Here is an 18,210-nt window from a genome sequence, read left to right on the forward strand (position 1 = left end):
AATTGAAGCGGAGCCTGCTCAGATGGGCGCGGTGACGTTTGCGTCCTCAACCGAGGCGGGCAAGACTCCCGGCCTCGCCTTCCACTATTCCACGCATGAGGGCCGCGTTGCCGCAGAGCGCTGGTAGCGCTACCTTGCAGCCGCGCTGCAAAGCCGACTAGAATGTCGCCATAGACAAGAGCGCCCGACGTCGTGGGCGCCGCTGGGAGGCATTGATGTCCAAGATTACGCGCCGCAGCTTTGCGGCTTCATCTGCCGCAGTCGCGGCATCCGCCGCATTCGGTCTCACACCCGTACGCGCGCAAGCCTATCCAGCGCGGCCCGTCACCGTGATCGTTCCCTGGGGCGCGGGCGGCGGCACTGACGCGACCGCGCGCATTGTCGCAGCGCTTCTGGAGAAGGATCTCGGCCAGCCCTTCAACGTGGTCAATCGCACCGGCGGCTCCGGCGTCGTCGGCCATACCGCGATCGCGACCGCGCAACCTGATGGCTACACCATCGGCATGCTCACCGTCGAAATCTCGATGATGCACTGGCAAGGGCTGACCGAGCTGGCGCCGAAGAGCTACACCCCGCTGGCGCTGATGAACGAAGACCCCCCGGGCATCCAGGTCTCCTCCTCCTCGCCCTACAAGACGGTGAAGGAGCTCGCGGAAGCCATCAAGGCGGCCCCTCCCGGCAAGTTCAAGGCCTCCGGCACCGGCCAGGGCGGCATCTGGCATCTGGCGCTGGTCGGCTGGATGCAGGCGATGGGCCTGCCTGCCAACCAGGTCGCCTGGGTGCCGTCCAACGGCGCCGCACCCGCGATGCAGGACCTCGCCGCCGGCGGCCTCGACCTCACCACCTGCTCGGTGCCGGAAGCCCGCGCCATCATCGAGGCCGGCAAGGCCAGGAGCCTTGCTATCATGGCGCCGGCGCGCAATCCCATCTTCAAGGACGTGCCGACGCTGAAGGAGGCGATGGGCATCGACTACGCGACCGGCGCCTGGCGCGGCATCGCCGGGCCGAAGAACCTGCCGCCGGAGATCGCAACGAAGCTCACCGCGGCGCTGCAGAAGGTCTACGACTCCGCCGAGTTCAAGGACTTCATGAGCAATCGCGGCTTCGGCACCGTGTGGGGCGATGCCGGCCAGTTCGCAAGCTTCATGGACAAGGGCGACGCCCAGATGGGCGAAGCGATGAAGGCGGCGGGTCTGAGCAAGGCGTGATCTTGTCACCTCTCCCCGCTTGCGGGGAGAGGTCGAATTTGAGCGCAGCCCAAATTCGGGTGAGGGGGAGTCTCTCCAAGTCCAGCTTTCACCGCCAACGCGGACGCAGCCCCGGACTCCACCCTCTCTCCGTAAGAACGGGGTGAGGGATAAGAAATCTCATAGGATCCTCCCATGCGCCTTCCCGACTCCGTCACGGGATCGTTTCTCGTCGTGCTCGGCACCGCAGCCGCCTATGGCGGCTGGCTGCTGCCGCCGGTACCCGGGCAGCCGGTCGGCCCCAACGTATTTCCGCTCGTGATCGGCATTGGGCTTGCGCTGTGCGGGCTCGCGATCGTGTTCGGGATCGGTCACACCTTCGAAGAGGCGGAAGAGCTGATCCCGCTCGAGGATGGCCAGGCAGCGGCTGCCCCGCCGCCTCAGGGAAAGTTGTACGGCCTGCGCGCGCTGCTGCCGCCGGCGCTGTTGCTGTTCTACGTGGTCGCGGCCGACCGGCTCGGCTTCATCATCACCGCGGCGATCATGGTCTACGTCACCTCGACCGCGTTGGGGGCAAAGTGGAAGCTGGCGCTGCCGCTCGCAGCGCTGGCGCCGTTCGCCATCCACCTCATCTTCGGCAAGCTGCTGCGCGTGCCGCTTCCCGCCGGCCTGTTGCCGACACCCTGGTGACCCCATGCTGAAAACCCTGATTGAAGCGTTCGCACTGATCTCCACCTGGGAGGTCATCATCGCGATGTTCGCAGCCTCGGTGTACGGGCTCGTGATCGGCTCGCTGCCGGGCCTGTCGGCGACGATGGCAACCGCCCTGCTCGTCCCCGTCACCTTCTATCTCTCGCCGATCGCGGCGATTGCGACCATCGTGGCGGCCTCCTCGATGGCGATCTTCTCCGGCGACATCCCCGGTGCGCTGCTGCGCATCCCCGGCACGCCCGCCTCCGCCGCCTATGCCGACGAGGCTTACGCCATGACCCGGAAGGGACAGGCCGAGTTGGCGCTCGGGGCCGGCGTGTGGTTCTCGGCCGTGGGCGGCATCGCCGGCGTGCTGTCGCTGATGATTCTGGCGCCGCCGCTAGCCGAGATCGCGCTCTCGTTCTCGACCTTCGAGTATTTCTGGCTGGCGCTGCTCGGCCTGATGTGCGCGACGCTGGTGGCGCGCTCCTCGCCGGTGAAGGCGATCGCCGGCATGTTCCTCGGTCTGCTGGTCTCCTGCGTCGGCATCGAAAATCCCGGCGGCGTGCCGCGCTTCACCTTCGGCCTCACCGATCTGTTCGGCGGCATCGAGCCGATCCCCGCGCTGGTCGGCGTGTTCGCGGTCGCCCAGGTGATGCGCGCGATGCTGACGCCCGAGCCGCCGCCGCTGCCGCGGCGCAAATTCGGAAGCATCATGGCCGGTCAGTGGAAGCTGACCAAGAAATACCATTGGCAGATGACGCGCGGGAACATCGTCGGCATCATCATCGGCGTGCTGCCCGGAGCCGGCGCCGACATGGCCGCCTGGGTGTCCTATGCGATGTCGAAGCGCTTCTCCAAGGAACCGGAGAAATTCGGTACCGGCCATGTCGAGGGCCTGGTCGAGGCCGGCGCCAGCAACAATGCCAGCATCGCCTCGGGCTGGGTGCCATCATTACTGTTCGGCATTCCCGGCGACACCATCGCTGCGATCGCGATCGGTGTGCTCTACATGAAGGGGCTCAACCCCGGACCGACGCTGTTCACCGAGAAAGCGTCGAGCATGTACGCGATCTATCTGATGTTCATCATCGCGAACATTTTGATGATCCCGCTCGGAATCGCCATGATCCGGGTTGCCGCCTACATCCTGCTGGCACCGCGCTCCGCCATCATGCCCATCATCATGCTGTGCTGCGCAGTCGGCTCGTTCGCTATCGGCAACAACATGTTCGGCGTCGTCACCGTCGCCGCCTTCGGCGTGATCGGCTATGTCATGGAAGCCAACGGTTATCCCGTCGCCGCGATGGTGCTCGGCATCGTCATGGGCACCATGGTCGAGCAGGCCTTTGTCACTTCGCTGATCAAGTCGGACGGCAGCATTTTGCCGTTTTTCGAGCGCCCCGTGGCCGCGATCCTCGCCGCCATGGCGATCGGGGCGCTGCTGTGGCCGGTGATGGTCTGGGCGTGGCGAAAGCTGAAACCGGTGCGGACCGGAGTGGCGGCGACATCCCGGTGATATCGGGCGGGCGGCCCTCGCCTGCCCCACGCGGGCGTTGTAAAGCAGGGCATGGTTGAGAAAAAGCCTTCACTGGACATCAAATCCCTCGCCCATGACCTTCGCGCCGGCAGCCGCGCGGCGCTGGCGCGGGCCATCACGCTGGTCGAGAGCCGGCGCAGCGACCATCAGGCGCTGGCGCGCGAGCTGGTGCAGATGCTCTTGCCTGACACCGGCAGAGCGCTCCGCGTCGGCATCACCGGCTCGCCCGGCGTCGGCAAATCCACCACCATCGACGCGCTCGGCATCCATCTGATCGAACAGGGTCACAAGATCGCGGTGCTCGCAGTCGATCCGTCCTCAGCCCGCAGCGGCGGCTCGATCCTCGGCGACAAGACGCGGATGGCCCGGCTCTCGGCTTCCGACGATGCCTTCATCCGACCCTCGCCGTCCTCGGGCACGCTCGGCGGCGTCGCGGCCAAGACACGCGAGGCGATGCTGCTGTGCGAGGCGGCCGGCTTCGACGTCGTGCTGGTCGAGACCGTCGGCATCGGCCAGTCCGAGACCGCGGTCTGCGACATGACCGATTTCTTCCTGGCCTTGATGCTGCCAGGCGGCGGCGACGAATTGCAGGGCATCAAGAAGGGCCTGGTCGAACTCGCCGACATGATCGCGATCAACAAGGCCGACGGCGACAATCTCAAGCGCGCCAACATCACCGCCGCCGATTATCGCGGCGCGCTGCATATCCTGACGCCACGCTCCGAGCACTGGCATCCGCCGGTCGAGACCTATTCGGCGCTGACTGGCGACGGCATTGCGAAGATCTGGCAGAAAGTCCTCGATCACCGCAAGGCGATGAATGCCTCCGGCGACTTCGCCGCACGGCGGCGCGAGCAGCAGGTGAAATGGATGTGGTCGATGCTGGAGCAACGCATGCTGGCGCGGTTGCGCAGCGAGGCGTCGGTGCGAACCAAGGTCCGGAAGATCGAGACCGAGGTGGCCGACGGCCATCTCACGCCGGCGCTCGCCGCCGAAAAGATCCTGGAGTTGCTGCAATGAGCGACAAGCTCCGCGTTCTCCTCACCGCCTTCGGCCCGTTCCCCGGCGCGCCCTACAATCCGACCCAGCCGCTGGTCGCCCGGCTGGTGCAATTGCGCCGTCCCGCACTCGACGATGCCGCGATCTCCAGCCACATCTTCCCAGTCACCTATGCCGCGGTGGACCGGCAATTGCCGGAGGTGCTCGCGAAAGAGAAGCCCGACGCGCTGCTGATGTTCGGCCTCGCCGCACGCACGCCCTATCTGCGCATCGAGAGCCGCGCGCGCAACGCCGTCACCATGCTCTGGCCCGATGCCGCCAACACCCGCTCGAGCAAGCGCGGCATCGCCGGTAATGCGGACGCGCTGATTTTCGGCCCACACACCGCAAGGCTGCTGCGCGCCGCCCGCCTCACCGGCATCGACGCGCGGCCCTCGCGCGACGCCGGCGCCTATCTCTGCAATTACCTGAGCTGGCGCGCGATCGAAAACGTCAGGGGCGGCGGGCCAAAGCTCGCCGCATTTATCCATATTCCCCTGCTCGCGCGCAGTGGCGCCGTGCGCCGCAAGGGCGCGCCGCGGATCACGCTGGAGGAACTGGTGGACGCCGGGGAAGCGATGCTGATGGAGATGGTACAGTTGGCACGGAAGGCTCGGAACACGACTGTGTAAACATTTAACCCTACCGCGAACAATCCTCACGGCCCCAGCCGCGCGGTCCCGTTTTTGCGCTACCTAACCGCTGCGGACCCCCGCGTCCGCCGGAGGACGCGTCATGGACCTCAATCGCCGCCATCTCATTGGAGCATCGACCGCAGGCCTCGCCGGCGCGCTCGCGATACCAGCCGACGCCGCGCGTGCGGCGCCGCTGACGTCGCTGCTCGGCCGCGATGCCACGCAATATGGCGTGCGGCCCGGCAGCAGCGAGGATCAGACCCGCGCGCTCCAGCGGGCGATCGACGAGGCTGCGCGGGCGCAGATGCCGCTAGCGCTGCCACCCGGCATCTACCGCAGTGGGTTGCTACGCTTGCCAAATGGCGCGCAACTGATCGGCGTGCGCGGCGCGACAAAATTCGTCTTCACCGGCGGGGCCTCGGCGATCCAGAGCGACGGCTCCGATGCAATCGGCCTTTCCGGCATCACCTTTGACGGCGGCGGCATTCCGCTGCCGACGCGGCGCGGGCTGATCCAGATCCTCGGCGGACGCGACGTCCGCATCACCGATTGCGCGATCACCGGCTCCGGCGGCAGCGGCATCTGGCTCGAGCAGGTCTCCGGCGACATCTCGGGCAACATCTTTACCAACATCGCGGTGACGGCAGTGGTGTCGTTCGACGCCAGGGGTCTCAGCGTCTCCCACAACACCATCACCGGCACCAACGACAACGGCATCGAGATCCTGCGCACGGCCATCGGCGATGACGGCACGCTGGTCACCGATAACCGCATCGAGGACATCAAGGCCGGCCCCGGCGGCTCCGGCCAGTACGGCAACGCCATCAACACGTTCCGCGCCGGCAACGTCATCGTGCGCGGCAATCGCATCAAGAACTGCGATTACTCCGCCGTGCGCGGCAACTCGGCCTCGAACATCCACATCACCGGCAACAGCGTCAGCGATGTGCGCGAGGTCGCGCTCTATTCGGAATTCGCTTTCGAGGCCGCGGTGATCGCCAACAACATTGTGGACGGCGCCGCGGTCGGCGTCTCCGTCTGCAATTTCAACGAAGGCGGCCGCATCGCCGTGGTCCAGGGCAACATCATCCGCAATCTGATCCCGAAGCGGCCGATCGGCACCGCGCCGGATGACGATGCCGGCATCGGCATCTACATCGAGGCGGATTCATCTGTCACCGGCAACGTGATCGAGAACGCGCCGTCCTACGGCATCGTCGCCGGCTGGGGCAAATATCTCCGCGACGTCGCGATCACGGGCAACGTGATCCGCAAGGCACTGGCCGGCGTCGGGGTGTCCGTCGTGCCCGGCGCCGGCACCGCGCTCGTCAACAACAACATGATCTCGGAAACCCCGCGCGGCGCCGTGGTCGGGCTCGATCATGCGCGCGCCGTGACGTCCGATCTGTCGGTGGACGGCGCCCAGCGGTTTGCGCAATTGGTGGTCGGCGGGAATGCGGTGCGGCGATAGCTGCCGCTGCTCGCCTCCTCCCGAACGCTAGAACGCGTTCCGCAGCAGTGGATACTTCGCTTCGAGCCCGTCGAGGCTGAAGGTGAACTCAACCAGGCGCTCGGGGGCTGCGACAATTTCGGCTGCCGGCGGAGAGAACTGCGGCAGAAGCGCCGCCATCGCAGCCAGCGCCTTGGGCGCTGCCGTCGCGGCCGGCACCTTGGGCCCCGTCATCGCGACGGGCGCGGTGGGCGGCGCCATGGCAGCCGGCACTTGGAGCGGTGCCATCGGGGCAGGCGCGGCGACCCGCGCGGCCGGGGCTTCGGAGATGTCGGCGAGAACGCCCGGCTTGGGATCGAGCCTGACCGGCACTGCGGTCTCCGGGACGATGTGCACGGCCTTCGGTTGCACTGTCTGCGCCTGCTGCTCGCGCGGAAACATGCGGGGCATGGTCGCCGGCGACCAGCCGAATGCGGGCGACACGCTCGCGGCCGCCGTGGCGACGTCAGCGCCGGTGGCAAGGGCGCGCCAGGTCTGGACGGCGAGCTTCGCTTCCTGGATGTTTTCGAGAAATGCGATCTCGGAGTGATAGCGGCGCCAGCGCCCGGTCTCGAACATCTCGGAGAGATGCACCAGCCGCTGCTCGGCGAGAGCGCACCAGCGTGCCGCAATGTCGCGGCCAATAGCCACGTCGCGAATAGCCTCTTGGCGATGTGTCATAAATCAGCCCGTCAGGAGAAAATACGGACGCGACGCAACGCACACGAATCAATTTAGACGCGACGTGAATATTTTGTGGAAAAGTTTTGACTTGTCCAGCAACGACGATGTTTTCGTCGCCAAACTCCGTAGTCGTGCGGAGATTCAAGCGGTTTTGGAGTCAAGCTTCGCACAAGCATAGCGCGCTTGCGGCGTGCCGGCGGAGCAGTGGCGATGAGTGAGCCACGATCTCTCAACCGGAAGCTGATCTCGCGCAGGCTTCGAGGGATTGGACGCCCAAAAAGAAAAGACCCGTCCGGGGGGACAACCGGACGGGTCGAGCCATATGGGCGCTTGGGGTGGATGGGCGCTCGCGCCTGATATGACTTATGGGGAGGGATAACCGCTCCCACATAATTTGGTCGTGGCAGCGGGCCGAACGTTCAATGCGGCGTTTGATTTTTCAACCTTCGCGCCGCGCGCAAAGTTGTCGGAGCCGCTATCGCGTCGCCGGCCTATCCGCCTGAGAAACCGTGGCTTTATCCTCGGTGCTCGACAACGAGGGTTGCTCTAATGCGCGGATGCCAGGCTCGTCGCGACGCTTCTCGATATCTTCACGTTTTGTTGTACCGGATGCGGCCGCGACCGGCGTCGCGCCGGCGGCGGGAACGGCCATGACCGCGGCAAACGCGTCGGCCTCGCCATCGCCGAACAGATCATCACGCCCGGGTGAACCGAGGTCACGCGCCGTCTTCGCCAGCGTCGTGCGCAGCGCTTCCGGCTTCAAGGCGGAGTTGCGCTCGAGCAGCAGCGCCGCGACGCCGGAGACATAGGCGGCCGAGAACGAGGTGCCCGACGTCATCTGGTATTTGCCGTCAGGCGCCGGCAGGAAGATATCGACGCCGGGGGCCGCGACCGCGATGTAGTTGCCACGGTTGGAGGCGGTGAACAGCCGGTCCTGCTGGTCGGTTGCGCTGACCGCGATCACGTTGGGATTGGCGGCCGGATAGAGCGGCGGCGACTTCGCGCCGGCATTGCCGGCGGCTGCGATCAGCACCAGGCCACGCGCGGCGGTCGCCGCGATGGCCCGCTCGATCACCGCGTCTTTGGGACCGGCAAAGCTCATGTTGACGATCTGCGCGCCGTGCTCGGCGGCATAGTTCAGAGAGCGCAGGATGATGTAGGACGAGCTCTCGGCCCCGCCGGTGGTGCCGCCGAAGGCGCGGATGGCGATGATGCGCGCCTCGGGCGCGCTGCCCATCAGCTTGGCATGCGCCACGATGGCGCCTGCAATGCCGGTGCCATGAATGTGCGGGCCTTCGGCGCTACCGAGCGCATCGAAATTGTCGGCAATGGAATTGGCAAGTTCCGGATGTCGGGCGTCGATGCCGGAGTCGATCACAGCAACCGTCACATTCGCGCCATGCGCGAGAGTATGTGCCTGCGGCAGGCGGAGCTTGGCCAGCGCATATTGCGCGGGATCTCCCTCGGTCGGCACCGACGATTTCTGGTCCTGGAGCAGGTAGCGGAAGTTCGGCTGGACCGAGCGCACGCTGCCGTCGGCCGCGAATTCACGCCGCACCGTCGCGGAGGGCCGGCCGTCGGTGATGCGGAACAGTCCGAACGTTGCCCCGATCAGCGGAAAATTCTCGGAAGTCACGCGAGTCAGGCCATGGCGACGCGCAAGCTCGTCGGCCTCGGTCGACGACAGCCCGCCATCGATCTCGGCGACGAATTCGTCGGCGAAGGTACGCAAATCCGCGGCGACGGGCGCGTTGTTGCCGCGCCGCTTTCCGGCGGTCTTCTTGCCCGATTTGCCCGAGCCATCGCCGCCTGCGTTCTGCTGCGCCAGGCATTCGCCGGCGGCGTCGCGATCGGGCGCGGTACAGGCGGGATAGAGGTTCGGGGAGTAGCGCGCATAAGGCAACACCGGCGTCGGTCCCATCCGCGCCGAAATCCTCGTCGTCACGATCGGACCGGGACTACGGCCAACAGCCACCGCAACACCGGGACCGACGCGTGCGGCGATGCCAGGAGAAATGGTTGGCATTCGGGAGGGGACGCTGATCGTCGGCGTGCGCATGATCGCCTGCGCCTGCGCAACCTCGACGCCGAGACAGGCGGCGAGCAAAAGCGCGGCTGCGACCGACGAAGCGCAGACCCCGGCTCTTACTCCACTTTCGGACTTGCGCGTCATCAGCTTGGAAGCGCCTTACGGCGCCGCGACGGCGAGGTTGACGAACTTCTCGCGCTGCATCTTGCCAAGCAGCGAGTTGAGTTCGTCACGGCTCATCGCCTTGTCGAACTGGAGGCGGAACATGCCGCCCTTGGCATCACCGATGATCGAAGCCTGGTAGCCGTCGAGCAATGCGGTGATGTCGGCGACGCGCGCCTCGGGCGTGAAGCGTACCAGCGCGCGCGCTGGCGGGACGGTCGTGCCGAGGTCGCGTGTGATCGGAGCGCTGGTCGAGAGCGAAGCAGTCTGGAAGGTCGCAGTCTGGGTCTGCGTCAACACCGCGCCGATGATTCCGGCTTGCAGCACGAGGGCCATGGCGCCAAGGCTCGCCGACCAGGCGAGAGTGCGCGGCGACAGGCTCGCAAAGAAGGTGGCGATGCGCGCCGACAGCGGCAGCGAACCGGCCGCCCGCGCGGGCTCGGCGTCGATCGCCGCGAACAGCTTCTGCATCGCGCGCGCCGACGGAGCACCCAGGCTCTCGTTCAGATGAATGGTCTCTTCATACTCGCCGCGGATCGCGGCATATTGCTTCGCGAGCTCGGGATCGCGCGCTAGCGCCTCGTCGACGCGGCGCGCATCGCGCGGGTTCAGCGTGCCGGCGGCGTGCCACGGCAGCAGCAGTTCAATTTCACCGGGCTCTTGCTCCAGCATCTTCTTGCTCAAAGCCATCATGGCCAGCCTCGCTCAATGCCGGCTGCCTTCAGCAGTTCGGCCAATTTCTTGCGCGCATAGAACAAGCGCGTCTTCACAGTGTTCTCCGGGATGCCAACGATTTCGGCCACCTCTTCCACGGATTTCTCGTGGTAGTAGACGAGATCGACGATTTCCCGATGATCCGGCGAGAGGCCCGTCAGACACTCCCGCAACGCTTCACTGGTATCCTTCTTCTGCACCGCCGTTTCCGGATTGTCGGACGTGTCCTCGATCGCGTTCGCGGCGTCGTCGTCCAACTCAAAATCCTTCCTGCGCCGAAGCGCAGACAGGGCCTTGAATCGGGTAATGGCCAGCAGCCAGGTGGAAACGGCGGATCGGCCCTCGAACTTGCCGGCTTGACGCCAGACGTCGAGAAATACCTCACTGATGAGGTCTTCCGCCGCCTGCTCGTCCCGCACGAGCCGAAGGCCGAACCGATACACCCTGACATGGTGCCGCCCGTACAGCACCTGCATGGCGAGCCGGTCGCCTTGAGCGATCCTGGCGATCAGGATCTCGTCCGAAGCCGCTTGTGTCACGCTCAAAGGCCGTCTCGCAAGATTGGTCGGGTCGATGCGGCAGACGGTTCGACGGGAGGGGTAAAATTGTTCACCCTACCGCAGTCATACGGGAGGCTGTGTGATCTACCCCACATACGCGAAATTTCCTTTTGCCACCCGCGGCTGGGCGCCGCGCTCAAGAACGGTAACATAGTAATGAAGCACTTTCCTGAGCAATGCCGTCCAGCATAGAGGGGCCGACGTGCATGGAACCTTAGCAGCCTAGCACGACATATGTCTTCCGAAGCCCTGCTTTGGCTCGACCGCGTCGCACACGACGCCTCATGGCCGGCGAATTCCTCGGCCGCTCGACGTCCCCGCTCCTGCGCTGCACAGCGTGGATTCGGTTTCGAAGGATACCAAACCTAAAGGCTTGCCACGTAGATTTTGGGCTGACATCCACCATTGGGCGGGACCATGAGCACGGCTGCGACGTCCTTTCCCGAGAGGAATGCCGCTGAGGCCGCGGATCTCGCCCTGACGACCGCTGCAGCGGCACCCGAGGTCCTGGCGCGCCGGATCCGGCAGCGGCGCCAGATGTATGTCGGCCAGGTGGCGAGCTACTTGCTCGGCGCCTCCGTCCTGCTGCTCTACGCCTATGACGGCGTCATCTCCATGGGCGTTCCGTCACTGTTCTGGCTCGGCGGCCTTCTGACCATCGGAACCTTCACCGTGCTATCGGAAGCGGGCTTGGGCGACCGGTTCGAGGATCATTACCTCACCGTCTTCCAGATCTCGGCGCATATGTCGCTGCAGCTGCTGTTCCTGCTCGCGGTGCCGACAGTCGGAGTTGCGTTCCTTGCCGTGCTGTTTCTGATCTTCGCCTTCGGCACGCTTCGTATGACACCGAGCCAGGCGATGCTCACCTGGGGCCTCGCCACTTGCGGGCTCGCCTTGGTCTTCCTCGCCTCGGACTTGCCAATCGGACTGCCGGTTACGACCCAGCTGCAACGGGCCGCCTCGATGCTGTGCTTCGTGCTGGTGATTGGCCAGTGCGCCTTCCTCGGCCTGTTCGGCGCCACGCTGCGCAAGATCCTGTACCGGCGCAGCATCGAGCTGAAGGCCGCCTATCAGCGCATCGAGGAGCTGGCGGAGCTCGACGAGCTCACCGGCTCCTACAACCGCCGCTGCATCATGCGGCTTCTCGACGCCGAGATCGAAAAATCGCGGCAGACATCGACCCCTTGCGCGATCGCACTGATCGATCTCGACTGGTTCAAGCGCATCAACGACGCCCATGGCCATCCCGTCGGCGACGAGGTGCTGCGCACCTTCGCAATCACCATTTTCGCCAACATCCGCCCGGCCGACTGCTTCGGCCGCTACGGCGGCGAGGAATTCTTGCTGCTGCTGCCGGGGACGGACGTCGATGCGGCATCGCGCACGCTCGATCGGCTGCGCGGCATCGTCGCCGATCTGGACTGGAGCGCATTCTCCCCGGGCATGCGCGTGACCATTTCCGCGGGCGTCGTGACGCTGCGCGACAACGATACCGCCGACACGTTTCTCGTGCGCGCCGACAGCGCGCTCTATTCCGCCAAGGCACAAGGGCGCAACCGCATTGCAACCAGCTGATCAATCCATTTTCTCCCGGCGCGACCGAAGCCGCTGCCGGGCCGAACGCTCCAGGACAGGGCAATGAGATCCAAATCCGCCAAATCATCCGAGAATCTGCTCGAGGAATTGCAAACCGCGCTCTCGCACGGCACCGTCGCGCACCGGGTCGAGACGCTGCGCCGCGTCACCGATCTCTTCGTGGGCAACGCCTCGGACTATTCCGACGACCACGTTTGTGTGTTCGATGACGTGTTCCAATGCCTGATCGAGCAGATCGAGACGTCCGCCAAGGCGCTGCTCGCCGACCGCCTCGCACCGATCGCGGCTGCGCCGCCGAAGATCATCCGCACGCTCGCGCTCGACGAGGTGATTGAGGTTTCCGGCCCGGTGCTGTCGAAATCCGAACGGTTGGCAGAGGAGATCCTGATCGAGATCGCACGCACCAGGGGTCAAGCCCATCTCAAGGCGATCTCGCTGCGGCGGGTGCTGTCGGAAGCGCTGACGGACGTGCTGGTGACCCGCGGCGACGAGGACGTGGTGCAATCGACCGTCAGCAATCCGGGTGCCCAACTGTCGGAGGGAAGTCTCGCCGACCTCGTGACCCGCGCCGAGCGTGACGACGACCTCGCCAGTTGCATCGGCCTGCGGCCCGACTTGCCCCGCCATCATTATTTGAAGCTGGTCGCAAAGGCCTCCTTGGCCGTGCGCAGGAAGCTGGAGGCCGCGCACCCGGAGTTCGCGGACGACGTGTCCAGCGTGGTCCAGGAAGCGGCCCAGCGAATCCGCGCCGCCAGCATGACCAGGCAGACCGAGAGGGCGCGCGCGCTGGTGAAGTCGCTGCACGAGGACGGCCGCCTCACCGAGCTCCAGGTCGCCACCTTCGCGGAGCAAGGCAAGTTCGATGAGACCAATGCGGGGCTCGCGGCGCTTGCGGGCGTCGCAGTCGAGACCGCCGAGACCATGATGATCGAAAGCCGGGTCGAGGGCGTGATGATCCTCGCCAAGGTCGCGGCCATGCAATGGTCGAGCGTCCGCGCCATCATTGCCCTGCGCGAGAAGCTCTCAGGCGGCTCGCAGACCGACATGCTGACGCTGCGCGACGCTTACGAGGCGCTGCGCAGCTCGACGGCGCAGCAAGTGCTGCGCTTCCACCGCATGCAGCAGGGCGCGACGCCGGCGGCGTGAAGCCGGCAAGCTAGTAGCGTAGGACCTTCGCCCCCGCCAGCGCGCCAATTGCCGCCACCAACGCGGTCGCGAGCGTGTACCAGGTCGCGACGAACAGCGGCGAGTCGTCGGTACAGTGTGAAGCGTACAGCGTCGCGGCAAGGCCCGCCGACACCAGGCCAGCGAGCGCCCCGGCGAGTGCGGGATGGGACGGCGCACCGTGGCGAAGGCCGAACAGGGCCCCAGCAAGCAGCGGCAGCGACATCGCAGGGATTGCGAACAGGCATACCCTGGAATTCTTGCCCATCAGTCGCATCGTCATCGGCATGGCCGGCGCCATCATCGCCTCGCTGCCGATCGCCACCGCGAGCAGCCCGACCGGCAGCAGCAGTAGCCAGCCCCAGCCACGCAGCAAGGCCTCGGGACGCGACAGATGCAGGCTGACGATGATCGCCGGGATCGCGAGCGACAGCGTGACCGCGAACTTCATGTCGAAGAACGGGTTGTGCATCGCGCTCATCACGTCGTGACGCACACCGAGAAAGGTGGCGAAGATCAGGATCGACAGCGGCGCAGCGACCAGCAGCGCCATGGTCAGCACCGCGCCGACGCGCGGCGGACGATGGGCGTTGTCGGCCGCGAGCGAGCGAATGAGTTGATCGGTGTCCATGACTACTGGTCCCGCAGTTTGGCAGTCAGCGCGGCAAGTCCGCGATGTAGCGCGACCCGCACCGCGCCCTCGCTCATCGAATATTTCACCGCCGTGTCCTTGATCGACGTGCTGTCGACCGCGATCGACTGCAACACGTCGCGCTGGCGCTGCGGCAGCGTATTGAGCTGGCTGGCGACTTCGCCGGCCGAGACCGTCTCCTGCGGCGCCTCGCCCGGCAGGGTCTCGGCGAAATCGTCGATGTTGACGAAGATCCGCCTGCCCCGTCGCCGCAGCATGTCGATCAGCTTGTTGCGGCCGATCGCAAACAGCCACGGGGCGAAGGGGGCTTCGCTGTCCCAAGTGTGCCGCTTCAGATGCACCGCCAACAAAATCTCCTGCACGATATCCTCGGCCTGGTCGGGAGGCTGCCCGGCCCGAGCCAGGCCGCGCCTCGCGGCAGCGCGCAGCACAGGCGTGACCGCCTTCAACAGGCGATGATACGCCGCGTCATCGCCTGCCATGGCCGACCGCATCAGGCCGGTCCACTCGTCCTCACGTCCGCGCACGCGCGCCCCTCACCATGCAATTCGGCCGCTCTTTCAGTTTGTTACGCTGGCATCAGCCAGATCACGAATTCGTGATCTGGCTTGGCCACGCGACCGATGCGGCCGTCAGGATCTGCGACGGCTCATAACACCGATCGGTCCAGTCCGCACCCCGCGGCCGGCTGCGAAGGCAGCGGTTTTGCCGCGCTTTTGCCGGGTGTGGCCCGAAGATTCCCATTTTCTGCCCCGCTGTGGTCACGCCCCAGGGTCTCTGTTCAGTCCCGGGACGGGCGGAATTTGGGGAGATCGTCAACATGATGAAAGCCAGCGGGCGCGCGGCCCTGATTGTCCTGGCCGGGCTTTTCTTGCTGTTCGGGGGCGTTGCACAGGCGGCGCCGAATTCAGCCGCAAGCAGCAAGTCGGACAGCGCGGGCAAACAGGCCGACACGGTCAAGCCGACCAAGCAGCGGCATCACACGTCGCGTCACCGCGACAACACCAAGACGGCAGAAAAATCCGACGACAAGGCCGACAAGAAGGACGCCGCGGCAACGGCCGATGAGACGAAGGCCGACAATCGTGACGCGCCGACCTCGAGCCAGATGCCGCCGGAAGTCGCCAACGCCAATGCGCAACTCGCCGCCGCCGATACGCCGACCGCGGCTGCCGCTTCCGCAATGACGGGCCGGGCCAACGACAACGTCCAGGCCGCGGCCGATAATACCGCCGCCCCGAACGCCGAGGGCCAGGTCGTCGCACCCGATCAGCTCAACGACATCGACCGCGCCTTGCAACAGGACAACACGCCGGCGCAGAGGGCGGTGATCGCCGCAACCGACGCGCAGCCGCGTCCGGCGCCGGTGATGGCAAGCAGCCAGCAGAGCTCGGCCTGGGACCAGAGCTCCCTGATCGGAAAAATCTTCATCGGCGTCGGCACGCTGCTGACGCTGGCCTCAGCCGCGCGCATGTTCATGGCGTGACTTTGGCTTGATTTTGGCCTGATCGCCGGCCCGCGGGACCTGGTCCGGAACGCGCATCTGGCCGCGTGTTCCGGCCGTCCTTGCGCCGATGGCTTTGCGGCCTCTTGAAGCCCACCGCGCCAGCGGGCACATTGCCCGCTCAACCAAAAGCGTGGGTGGAGCATGAGCACGTTCGAACACATCATCGTCGAAAGCAAAGGCGCGGTCGGCATCATCAAGCTGAACCGGCCGAAGCTGCTCAACGCACTCTCCTTCGGCGTCTTCCGCGAGATCGCCGCGGCCGTCGACGATCTCGAAGCCGATAACGCCATCGGCTGCATCGTCGTGACCGGCAGCGAGAAGGCGTTTGCTGCCGGCGCCGACATCAAGGAGATGCAGCCGAAAAGCTTCATCGACATGTTCTCGGAGGATTTTGCCGCGATCGGCGGCGATCGGGTCGCGCGCTGCCGCAAGCCGACGATCGCCGCGGTCGCAGGCTATGCGCTCGGCGGCGGCTGCGAGCTCGCGATGATGTGCGACTTCATCATCGCCGCCGACACCGCCAAATTTGGTCAACCCGAAATCACGCTCGGCACCATCCCCGGCATCGGCGGCACCCAGCGCCTGACCCGTGCGATCGGCAAGTCCAAGGCGATGGACCTTTGCCTCACCGGCCGCATGATGGATGCGGCCGAAGCCGAGCGCAGCGGCCTGGTCAGCCGCATCGTTCCCGCCGACAAGCTGATGGACGAGGTGATGGCCGCGGCCGAGAAGATCGCCGCGATGTCGCGACCCGCGGTCGCGATGGCCAAGGAAGCGGTCAACCGCGCCTTCGAGACCGCGCTCGCCGAGGGCATGAGCGTCGAGCGCAACCTGTTCCACTCGACCTTCGCACTGGAGGACCGCTCCGAGGGCATGGCGGCGTTCATCGAGAAGCGGAAGCCGGTGAACAAGAACAGGTAAAGGCAGGCGAGCGGTCAGGCTGGTGTAAGGCTCTGCCGCTTTCCCGCAGAATCCCTGTGACGTGCCTGCAACAAGCACGGAATACATGGGGGTTTCCCCCGCGGCAGTTTGCCTGCGGGACCTCGGCTGGTTAAACAGCTAAGAGAGCCGCCGTCGGCGGGGGCGGACAGCCGGGATTTGCGGGATTACATGATTGGGCATGCCGCCAGAGCTGGTCGCGTGATGACGCGGCATCGATCGGGCGTGGCTCCTGTGCTCGCGACATGGACCACGCTGGCGCTGTGTTGCGCCCTGCCCTCCGCCGCACGGGCGGAAGCGCTGCCGGAGGCGCTCGCCAAGGCCTACCAGACCAATCCGCAACTCAATGCCGAGCGTGCGCGGCAGCGCGCCACCGACGAGAACGTGCCGCAGGCGCTCGCCGGCTACCGGCCACAGATCGTGGCAAGCCTCAGCGCCGGGTTGCAATCGGTGCGCAACCTGCTGCCCGACAACACCATCCAGACCGCCAATCTGAAGCCATGGATCATCGGTGTCACCGTGTCGCAGACCCTGTTCAACGGTTTCCGCACCGCCAACAACGTGCGCGCCGCCGAACTCCAGGTACAGTCGGGCCGCGAGGCGCTGCGCAACGTCGGCCAGGGCGTGCTGCTCGACGCGGTCACCGCCTACACCAACGTGCTCGCCAACCAGTCACTGGTCGAGGCGCAGCGCTCCAACGTCGCCTTCCTGCGCGAAACGCTCTCGGTCACCCAGCGGCGCCTCAACGCTGGCGACGTCACGCCGACCGACAGCGCCCAGGCCGAGGCGCGGCTCAACCGCGGGCTTTCCGATCTGAACGCCGCGGAAGTCGCGCTGGCGGTGAGCCAGGCGATCTACGCGCAAGTGATCGGCAATGCGCCATCGCAGCTTCGGGCCGCCGAAGTCGTCGACCGCTATCTGCCGAAGAGCCGCGAGGACGCGCTGACGATGGCGATCCGTCAGCACCCAGCGGTGATGGCCGCCGGCTTCGATGTCGATGTCGCCTCCACCAACATCCGCGTCGCCGAAGGCGCGCTGCTGCCGAGCGCCAGCGTCCAGGGCAGCGCCAGCAAGAGCCGCAACAACGACCCGACGCTCGGCACCTTCGCCGAAGATCAGGCCTCGATCGTCGCCAATGTCACCGTGCCGATCTACGACGGCGGCCAGGCCGCCGCACAGACCCGGCAGGCCAAGGAAATCACGGCGCAGAGCCGGCTCGTGCTCGATCAGGTGCGCAACCAGGCGCGCACGGCGGCGGTCAGCGCCTGGGTTGCCAATGAAGGCGCCAAGATCGCGGTCTCGGCCTCGGAGTCCGAAGTGAAGGCGGCGACCGTCGCGCTCCAGGGCGTGCAGCGCGAGGCCGCCGGCGGACAGCGCACGACGGTGGATGTGCTGAACTCGCAGGCCGATCTGATCCAGGCCAAGGCCCGCCTGATCGGCGCCAATCGCGACCGCGTGATCGCTTCCTACACGCTGCTCAGCGCCGTCGGCCATCTCGACGTCAAGACCTTGAGCCTGAACACGCCGGACTATCTCCCCGAGGTGCACTACCAGCAGGTCCGCGACGCCTGGCACGGCCTGCGCACGCCATCGGGGCAGTAGTTTCAATCGTCTGGCTTGGTGC

General features: G+C 66.1%; 17 protein-coding genes. 11 read left to right on the forward strand and 6 right to left on the reverse strand.

Annotation, left to right across the window (positions count from 1 at the left end; translation table 11 throughout):
• The first annotated feature begins 215 nt into the window (after positions 1 to 215).
• The 6 genes from RX329_RS29960 to RX329_RS29985 all read left to right on the forward strand — a co-directional run bounded on the left by RX329_RS29960 (position 216) and on the right by RX329_RS29985 (position 6,561).
• Positions 216 to 1,208, forward strand: coding sequence for a tripartite tricarboxylate transporter substrate binding protein (locus tag RX329_RS29960; RefSeq protein ID WP_018456881.1), 993 nt, complete (start codon positions 216 to 218; stop codon positions 1,206 to 1,208).
• 174 nt (positions 1,209 to 1,382) lie between these two features.
• Complete coding sequence (locus tag RX329_RS29965) at positions 1,383 to 1,877, forward strand: tripartite tricarboxylate transporter TctB family protein (RefSeq protein WP_007608177.1); 495 nt, start codon at positions 1,383 to 1,385, stop codon at positions 1,875 to 1,877.
• A gap of 4 nt (positions 1,878 to 1,881) precedes the next feature.
• Positions 1,882 to 3,396 (forward strand): tripartite tricarboxylate transporter permease, encoded by a 1,515-nt coding sequence (locus RX329_RS29970; protein ID WP_018456882.1) that lies wholly within the window; start codon positions 1,882 to 1,884, stop codon positions 3,394 to 3,396.
• A gap of 51 nt (positions 3,397 to 3,447) precedes the next feature.
• Positions 3,448 to 4,437, forward strand: coding sequence for a methylmalonyl Co-A mutase-associated GTPase MeaB (meaB, locus tag RX329_RS29975; RefSeq protein WP_018456883.1), 990 nt, complete (start codon positions 3,448 to 3,450; stop codon positions 4,435 to 4,437).
• Positions 4,434 to 5,087 carry a pyroglutamyl-peptidase I gene (locus RX329_RS29980; protein ID WP_018456884.1) on the forward strand — a complete coding sequence of 218 codons (654 nt, stop codon included), beginning with the start codon at positions 4,434 to 4,436 and terminating at the stop codon, positions 5,085 to 5,087. Before meaB ends, RX329_RS29980 begins: the two co-directional genes overlap by 4 nt.
• A gap of 103 nt (positions 5,088 to 5,190) precedes the next feature.
• Positions 5,191 to 6,561, forward strand: coding sequence for a TIGR03808 family TAT-translocated repetitive protein (locus RX329_RS29985; RefSeq protein WP_085352260.1), 1,371 nt, complete (start codon positions 5,191 to 5,193; stop codon positions 6,559 to 6,561).
• A 27-nt stretch (positions 6,562 to 6,588) separates the two neighbouring features.
• Here the strand turns inward: RX329_RS29985 and RX329_RS29990 are convergent, their stop codons facing one another.
• The 4 genes from RX329_RS29990 to RX329_RS30005 all read right to left on the reverse strand — a co-directional run bounded on the left by RX329_RS29990 (position 6,589) and on the right by RX329_RS30005 (position 10,713).
• Positions 6,589 to 7,230: a TIGR03809 family protein gene (locus tag RX329_RS29990; protein WP_018456886.1), complete on the reverse strand. Its 642-nt coding sequence runs from the start codon at positions 7,228 to 7,230 to the stop codon at positions 6,589 to 6,591.
• A 508-nt stretch (positions 7,231 to 7,738) separates the two neighbouring features.
• Positions 7,739 to 9,436: a S8 family serine peptidase gene (locus RX329_RS29995; protein WP_085352259.1), complete on the reverse strand. Its 1,698-nt coding sequence runs from the start codon at positions 9,434 to 9,436 to the stop codon at positions 7,739 to 7,741.
• Positions 9,437 to 9,451: 15 nt separating this feature from the next.
• The gene (locus RX329_RS30000; RefSeq protein ID WP_026233260.1) at positions 9,452 to 10,147 is read right to left on the reverse strand and encodes a hypothetical protein; all 696 of its coding nucleotides are present in this window, start codon (positions 10,145 to 10,147) and stop codon (positions 9,452 to 9,454) included.
• On the reverse strand, positions 10,144 to 10,713 hold the full coding sequence (locus RX329_RS30005; RefSeq protein WP_007593582.1) for a sigma-70 family RNA polymerase sigma factor: 570 nt from the start codon (positions 10,711 to 10,713) through the stop codon (positions 10,144 to 10,146). Before RX329_RS30005 ends, RX329_RS30000 begins: the two co-directional genes overlap by 4 nt.
• Before the next feature lie 432 nt (positions 10,714 to 11,145).
• On the opposite strand from RX329_RS30005, the gene RX329_RS30010 reads away from it, so the two are divergent.
• Entirely contained in the window at positions 11,146 to 12,303 is a 1,158-nt protein-coding gene (locus tag RX329_RS30010; protein ID WP_085362362.1) for a GGDEF domain-containing protein, read from the forward strand.
• Between the two features lie 63 nt (positions 12,304 to 12,366).
• Entirely contained in the window at positions 12,367 to 13,470 is a 1,104-nt protein-coding gene (locus RX329_RS30015) for a DUF2336 domain-containing protein (RefSeq protein WP_085362361.1), read from the forward strand.
• A 10-nt stretch (positions 13,471 to 13,480) separates the two neighbouring features.
• On the opposite strand, the gene RX329_RS30020 is transcribed toward RX329_RS30015, so the two are convergent.
• Together RX329_RS30020 and RX329_RS30025 are read right to left on the reverse strand one after the other, a co-directional pair.
• On the reverse strand, positions 13,481 to 14,119 hold the full coding sequence (locus RX329_RS30020) for an NrsF family protein (RefSeq protein ID WP_085352256.1): 639 nt from the start codon (positions 14,117 to 14,119) through the stop codon (positions 13,481 to 13,483).
• Between the two features lie 2 nt (positions 14,120 to 14,121).
• Entirely contained in the window at positions 14,122 to 14,667 is a 546-nt protein-coding gene (locus RX329_RS30025) for a sigma-70 family RNA polymerase sigma factor (protein WP_085352255.1), read from the reverse strand.
• 293 nt (positions 14,668 to 14,960) lie between these two features.
• Between RX329_RS30025 and RX329_RS30030 the strand changes: the two genes are divergently transcribed.
• From RX329_RS30030 to RX329_RS30040, 3 genes are all read left to right on the forward strand, one after another.
• A complete protein-coding gene (locus tag RX329_RS30030) occupies positions 14,961 to 15,626 on the forward strand; it encodes a hypothetical protein (RefSeq protein ID WP_085362360.1) in 666 nt (221 codons plus the stop codon).
• Positions 15,627 to 15,788: 162 nt separating this feature from the next.
• A complete protein-coding gene (locus RX329_RS30035; protein ID WP_085362359.1) occupies positions 15,789 to 16,568 on the forward strand; it encodes an enoyl-CoA hydratase in 780 nt (259 codons plus the stop codon).
• Positions 16,569 to 16,790: 222 nt separating this feature from the next.
• Positions 16,791 to 18,188, forward strand: coding sequence for a TolC family outer membrane protein (locus RX329_RS30040; RefSeq protein WP_085385863.1), 1,398 nt, complete (start codon positions 16,791 to 16,793; stop codon positions 18,186 to 18,188).
• Positions 18,189 to 18,210: the final 22 nt, after the last annotated feature.

The organism is Bradyrhizobium sp. BWC-3-1 (genome assembly GCF_032917965.1).
Taxonomy (GTDB): domain Bacteria; phylum Pseudomonadota; class Alphaproteobacteria; order Rhizobiales; family Xanthobacteraceae; genus Bradyrhizobium; species Bradyrhizobium canariense_D.

Bases quoted from the DNA above. Each gene is read 5' to 3' on its own strand.
- RX329_RS29960 (WP_018456881.1), top strand. From the start codon at position 216: ATGTCCAAGATTACGCGCCGCAGCTTTGCGGCTTCATCTGCCGCAGTC.
- RX329_RS29965 (WP_007608177.1), top strand. From the start codon at position 1,383: ATGCGCCTTCCCGACTCCGTCACGGGATCGTTTCTCGTCGTGCTCGGC.
- RX329_RS29970 (WP_018456882.1), top strand. From the start codon at position 1,882: ATGCTGAAAACCCTGATTGAAGCGTTCGCACTGATCTCCACCTGGGAG.
- meaB (WP_018456883.1), top strand. From the start codon at position 3,448: ATGGTTGAGAAAAAGCCTTCACTGGACATCAAATCCCTCGCCCATGAC.
- RX329_RS29980 (WP_018456884.1), top strand. From the start codon at position 4,434: ATGAGCGACAAGCTCCGCGTTCTCCTCACCGCCTTCGGCCCGTTCCCC.
- RX329_RS29985 (WP_085352260.1), top strand. From the start codon at position 5,191: ATGGACCTCAATCGCCGCCATCTCATTGGAGCATCGACCGCAGGCCTC.
- RX329_RS29995 (WP_085352259.1), bottom strand. From the start codon at position 9,436: ATGACGCGCAAGTCCGAAAGTGGAGTAAGAGCCGGGGTCTGCGCTTCG.
- RX329_RS30000 (WP_026233260.1), bottom strand. From the start codon at position 10,147: ATGATGGCTTTGAGCAAGAAGATGCTGGAGCAAGAGCCCGGTGAAATT.
- RX329_RS30010 (WP_085362362.1), top strand. From the start codon at position 11,146: ATGAGCACGGCTGCGACGTCCTTTCCCGAGAGGAATGCCGCTGAGGCC.
- RX329_RS30015 (WP_085362361.1), top strand. From the start codon at position 12,367: ATGAGATCCAAATCCGCCAAATCATCCGAGAATCTGCTCGAGGAATTG.
- RX329_RS30020 (WP_085352256.1), bottom strand. From the start codon at position 14,119: ATGGACACCGATCAACTCATTCGCTCGCTCGCGGCCGACAACGCCCAT.
- RX329_RS30030 (WP_085362360.1), top strand. From the start codon at position 14,961: ATGATGAAAGCCAGCGGGCGCGCGGCCCTGATTGTCCTGGCCGGGCTT.
- RX329_RS30035 (WP_085362359.1), top strand. From the start codon at position 15,789: ATGAGCACGTTCGAACACATCATCGTCGAAAGCAAAGGCGCGGTCGGC.
- RX329_RS30040 (WP_085385863.1), top strand. From the start codon at position 16,791: ATGACGCGGCATCGATCGGGCGTGGCTCCTGTGCTCGCGACATGGACC.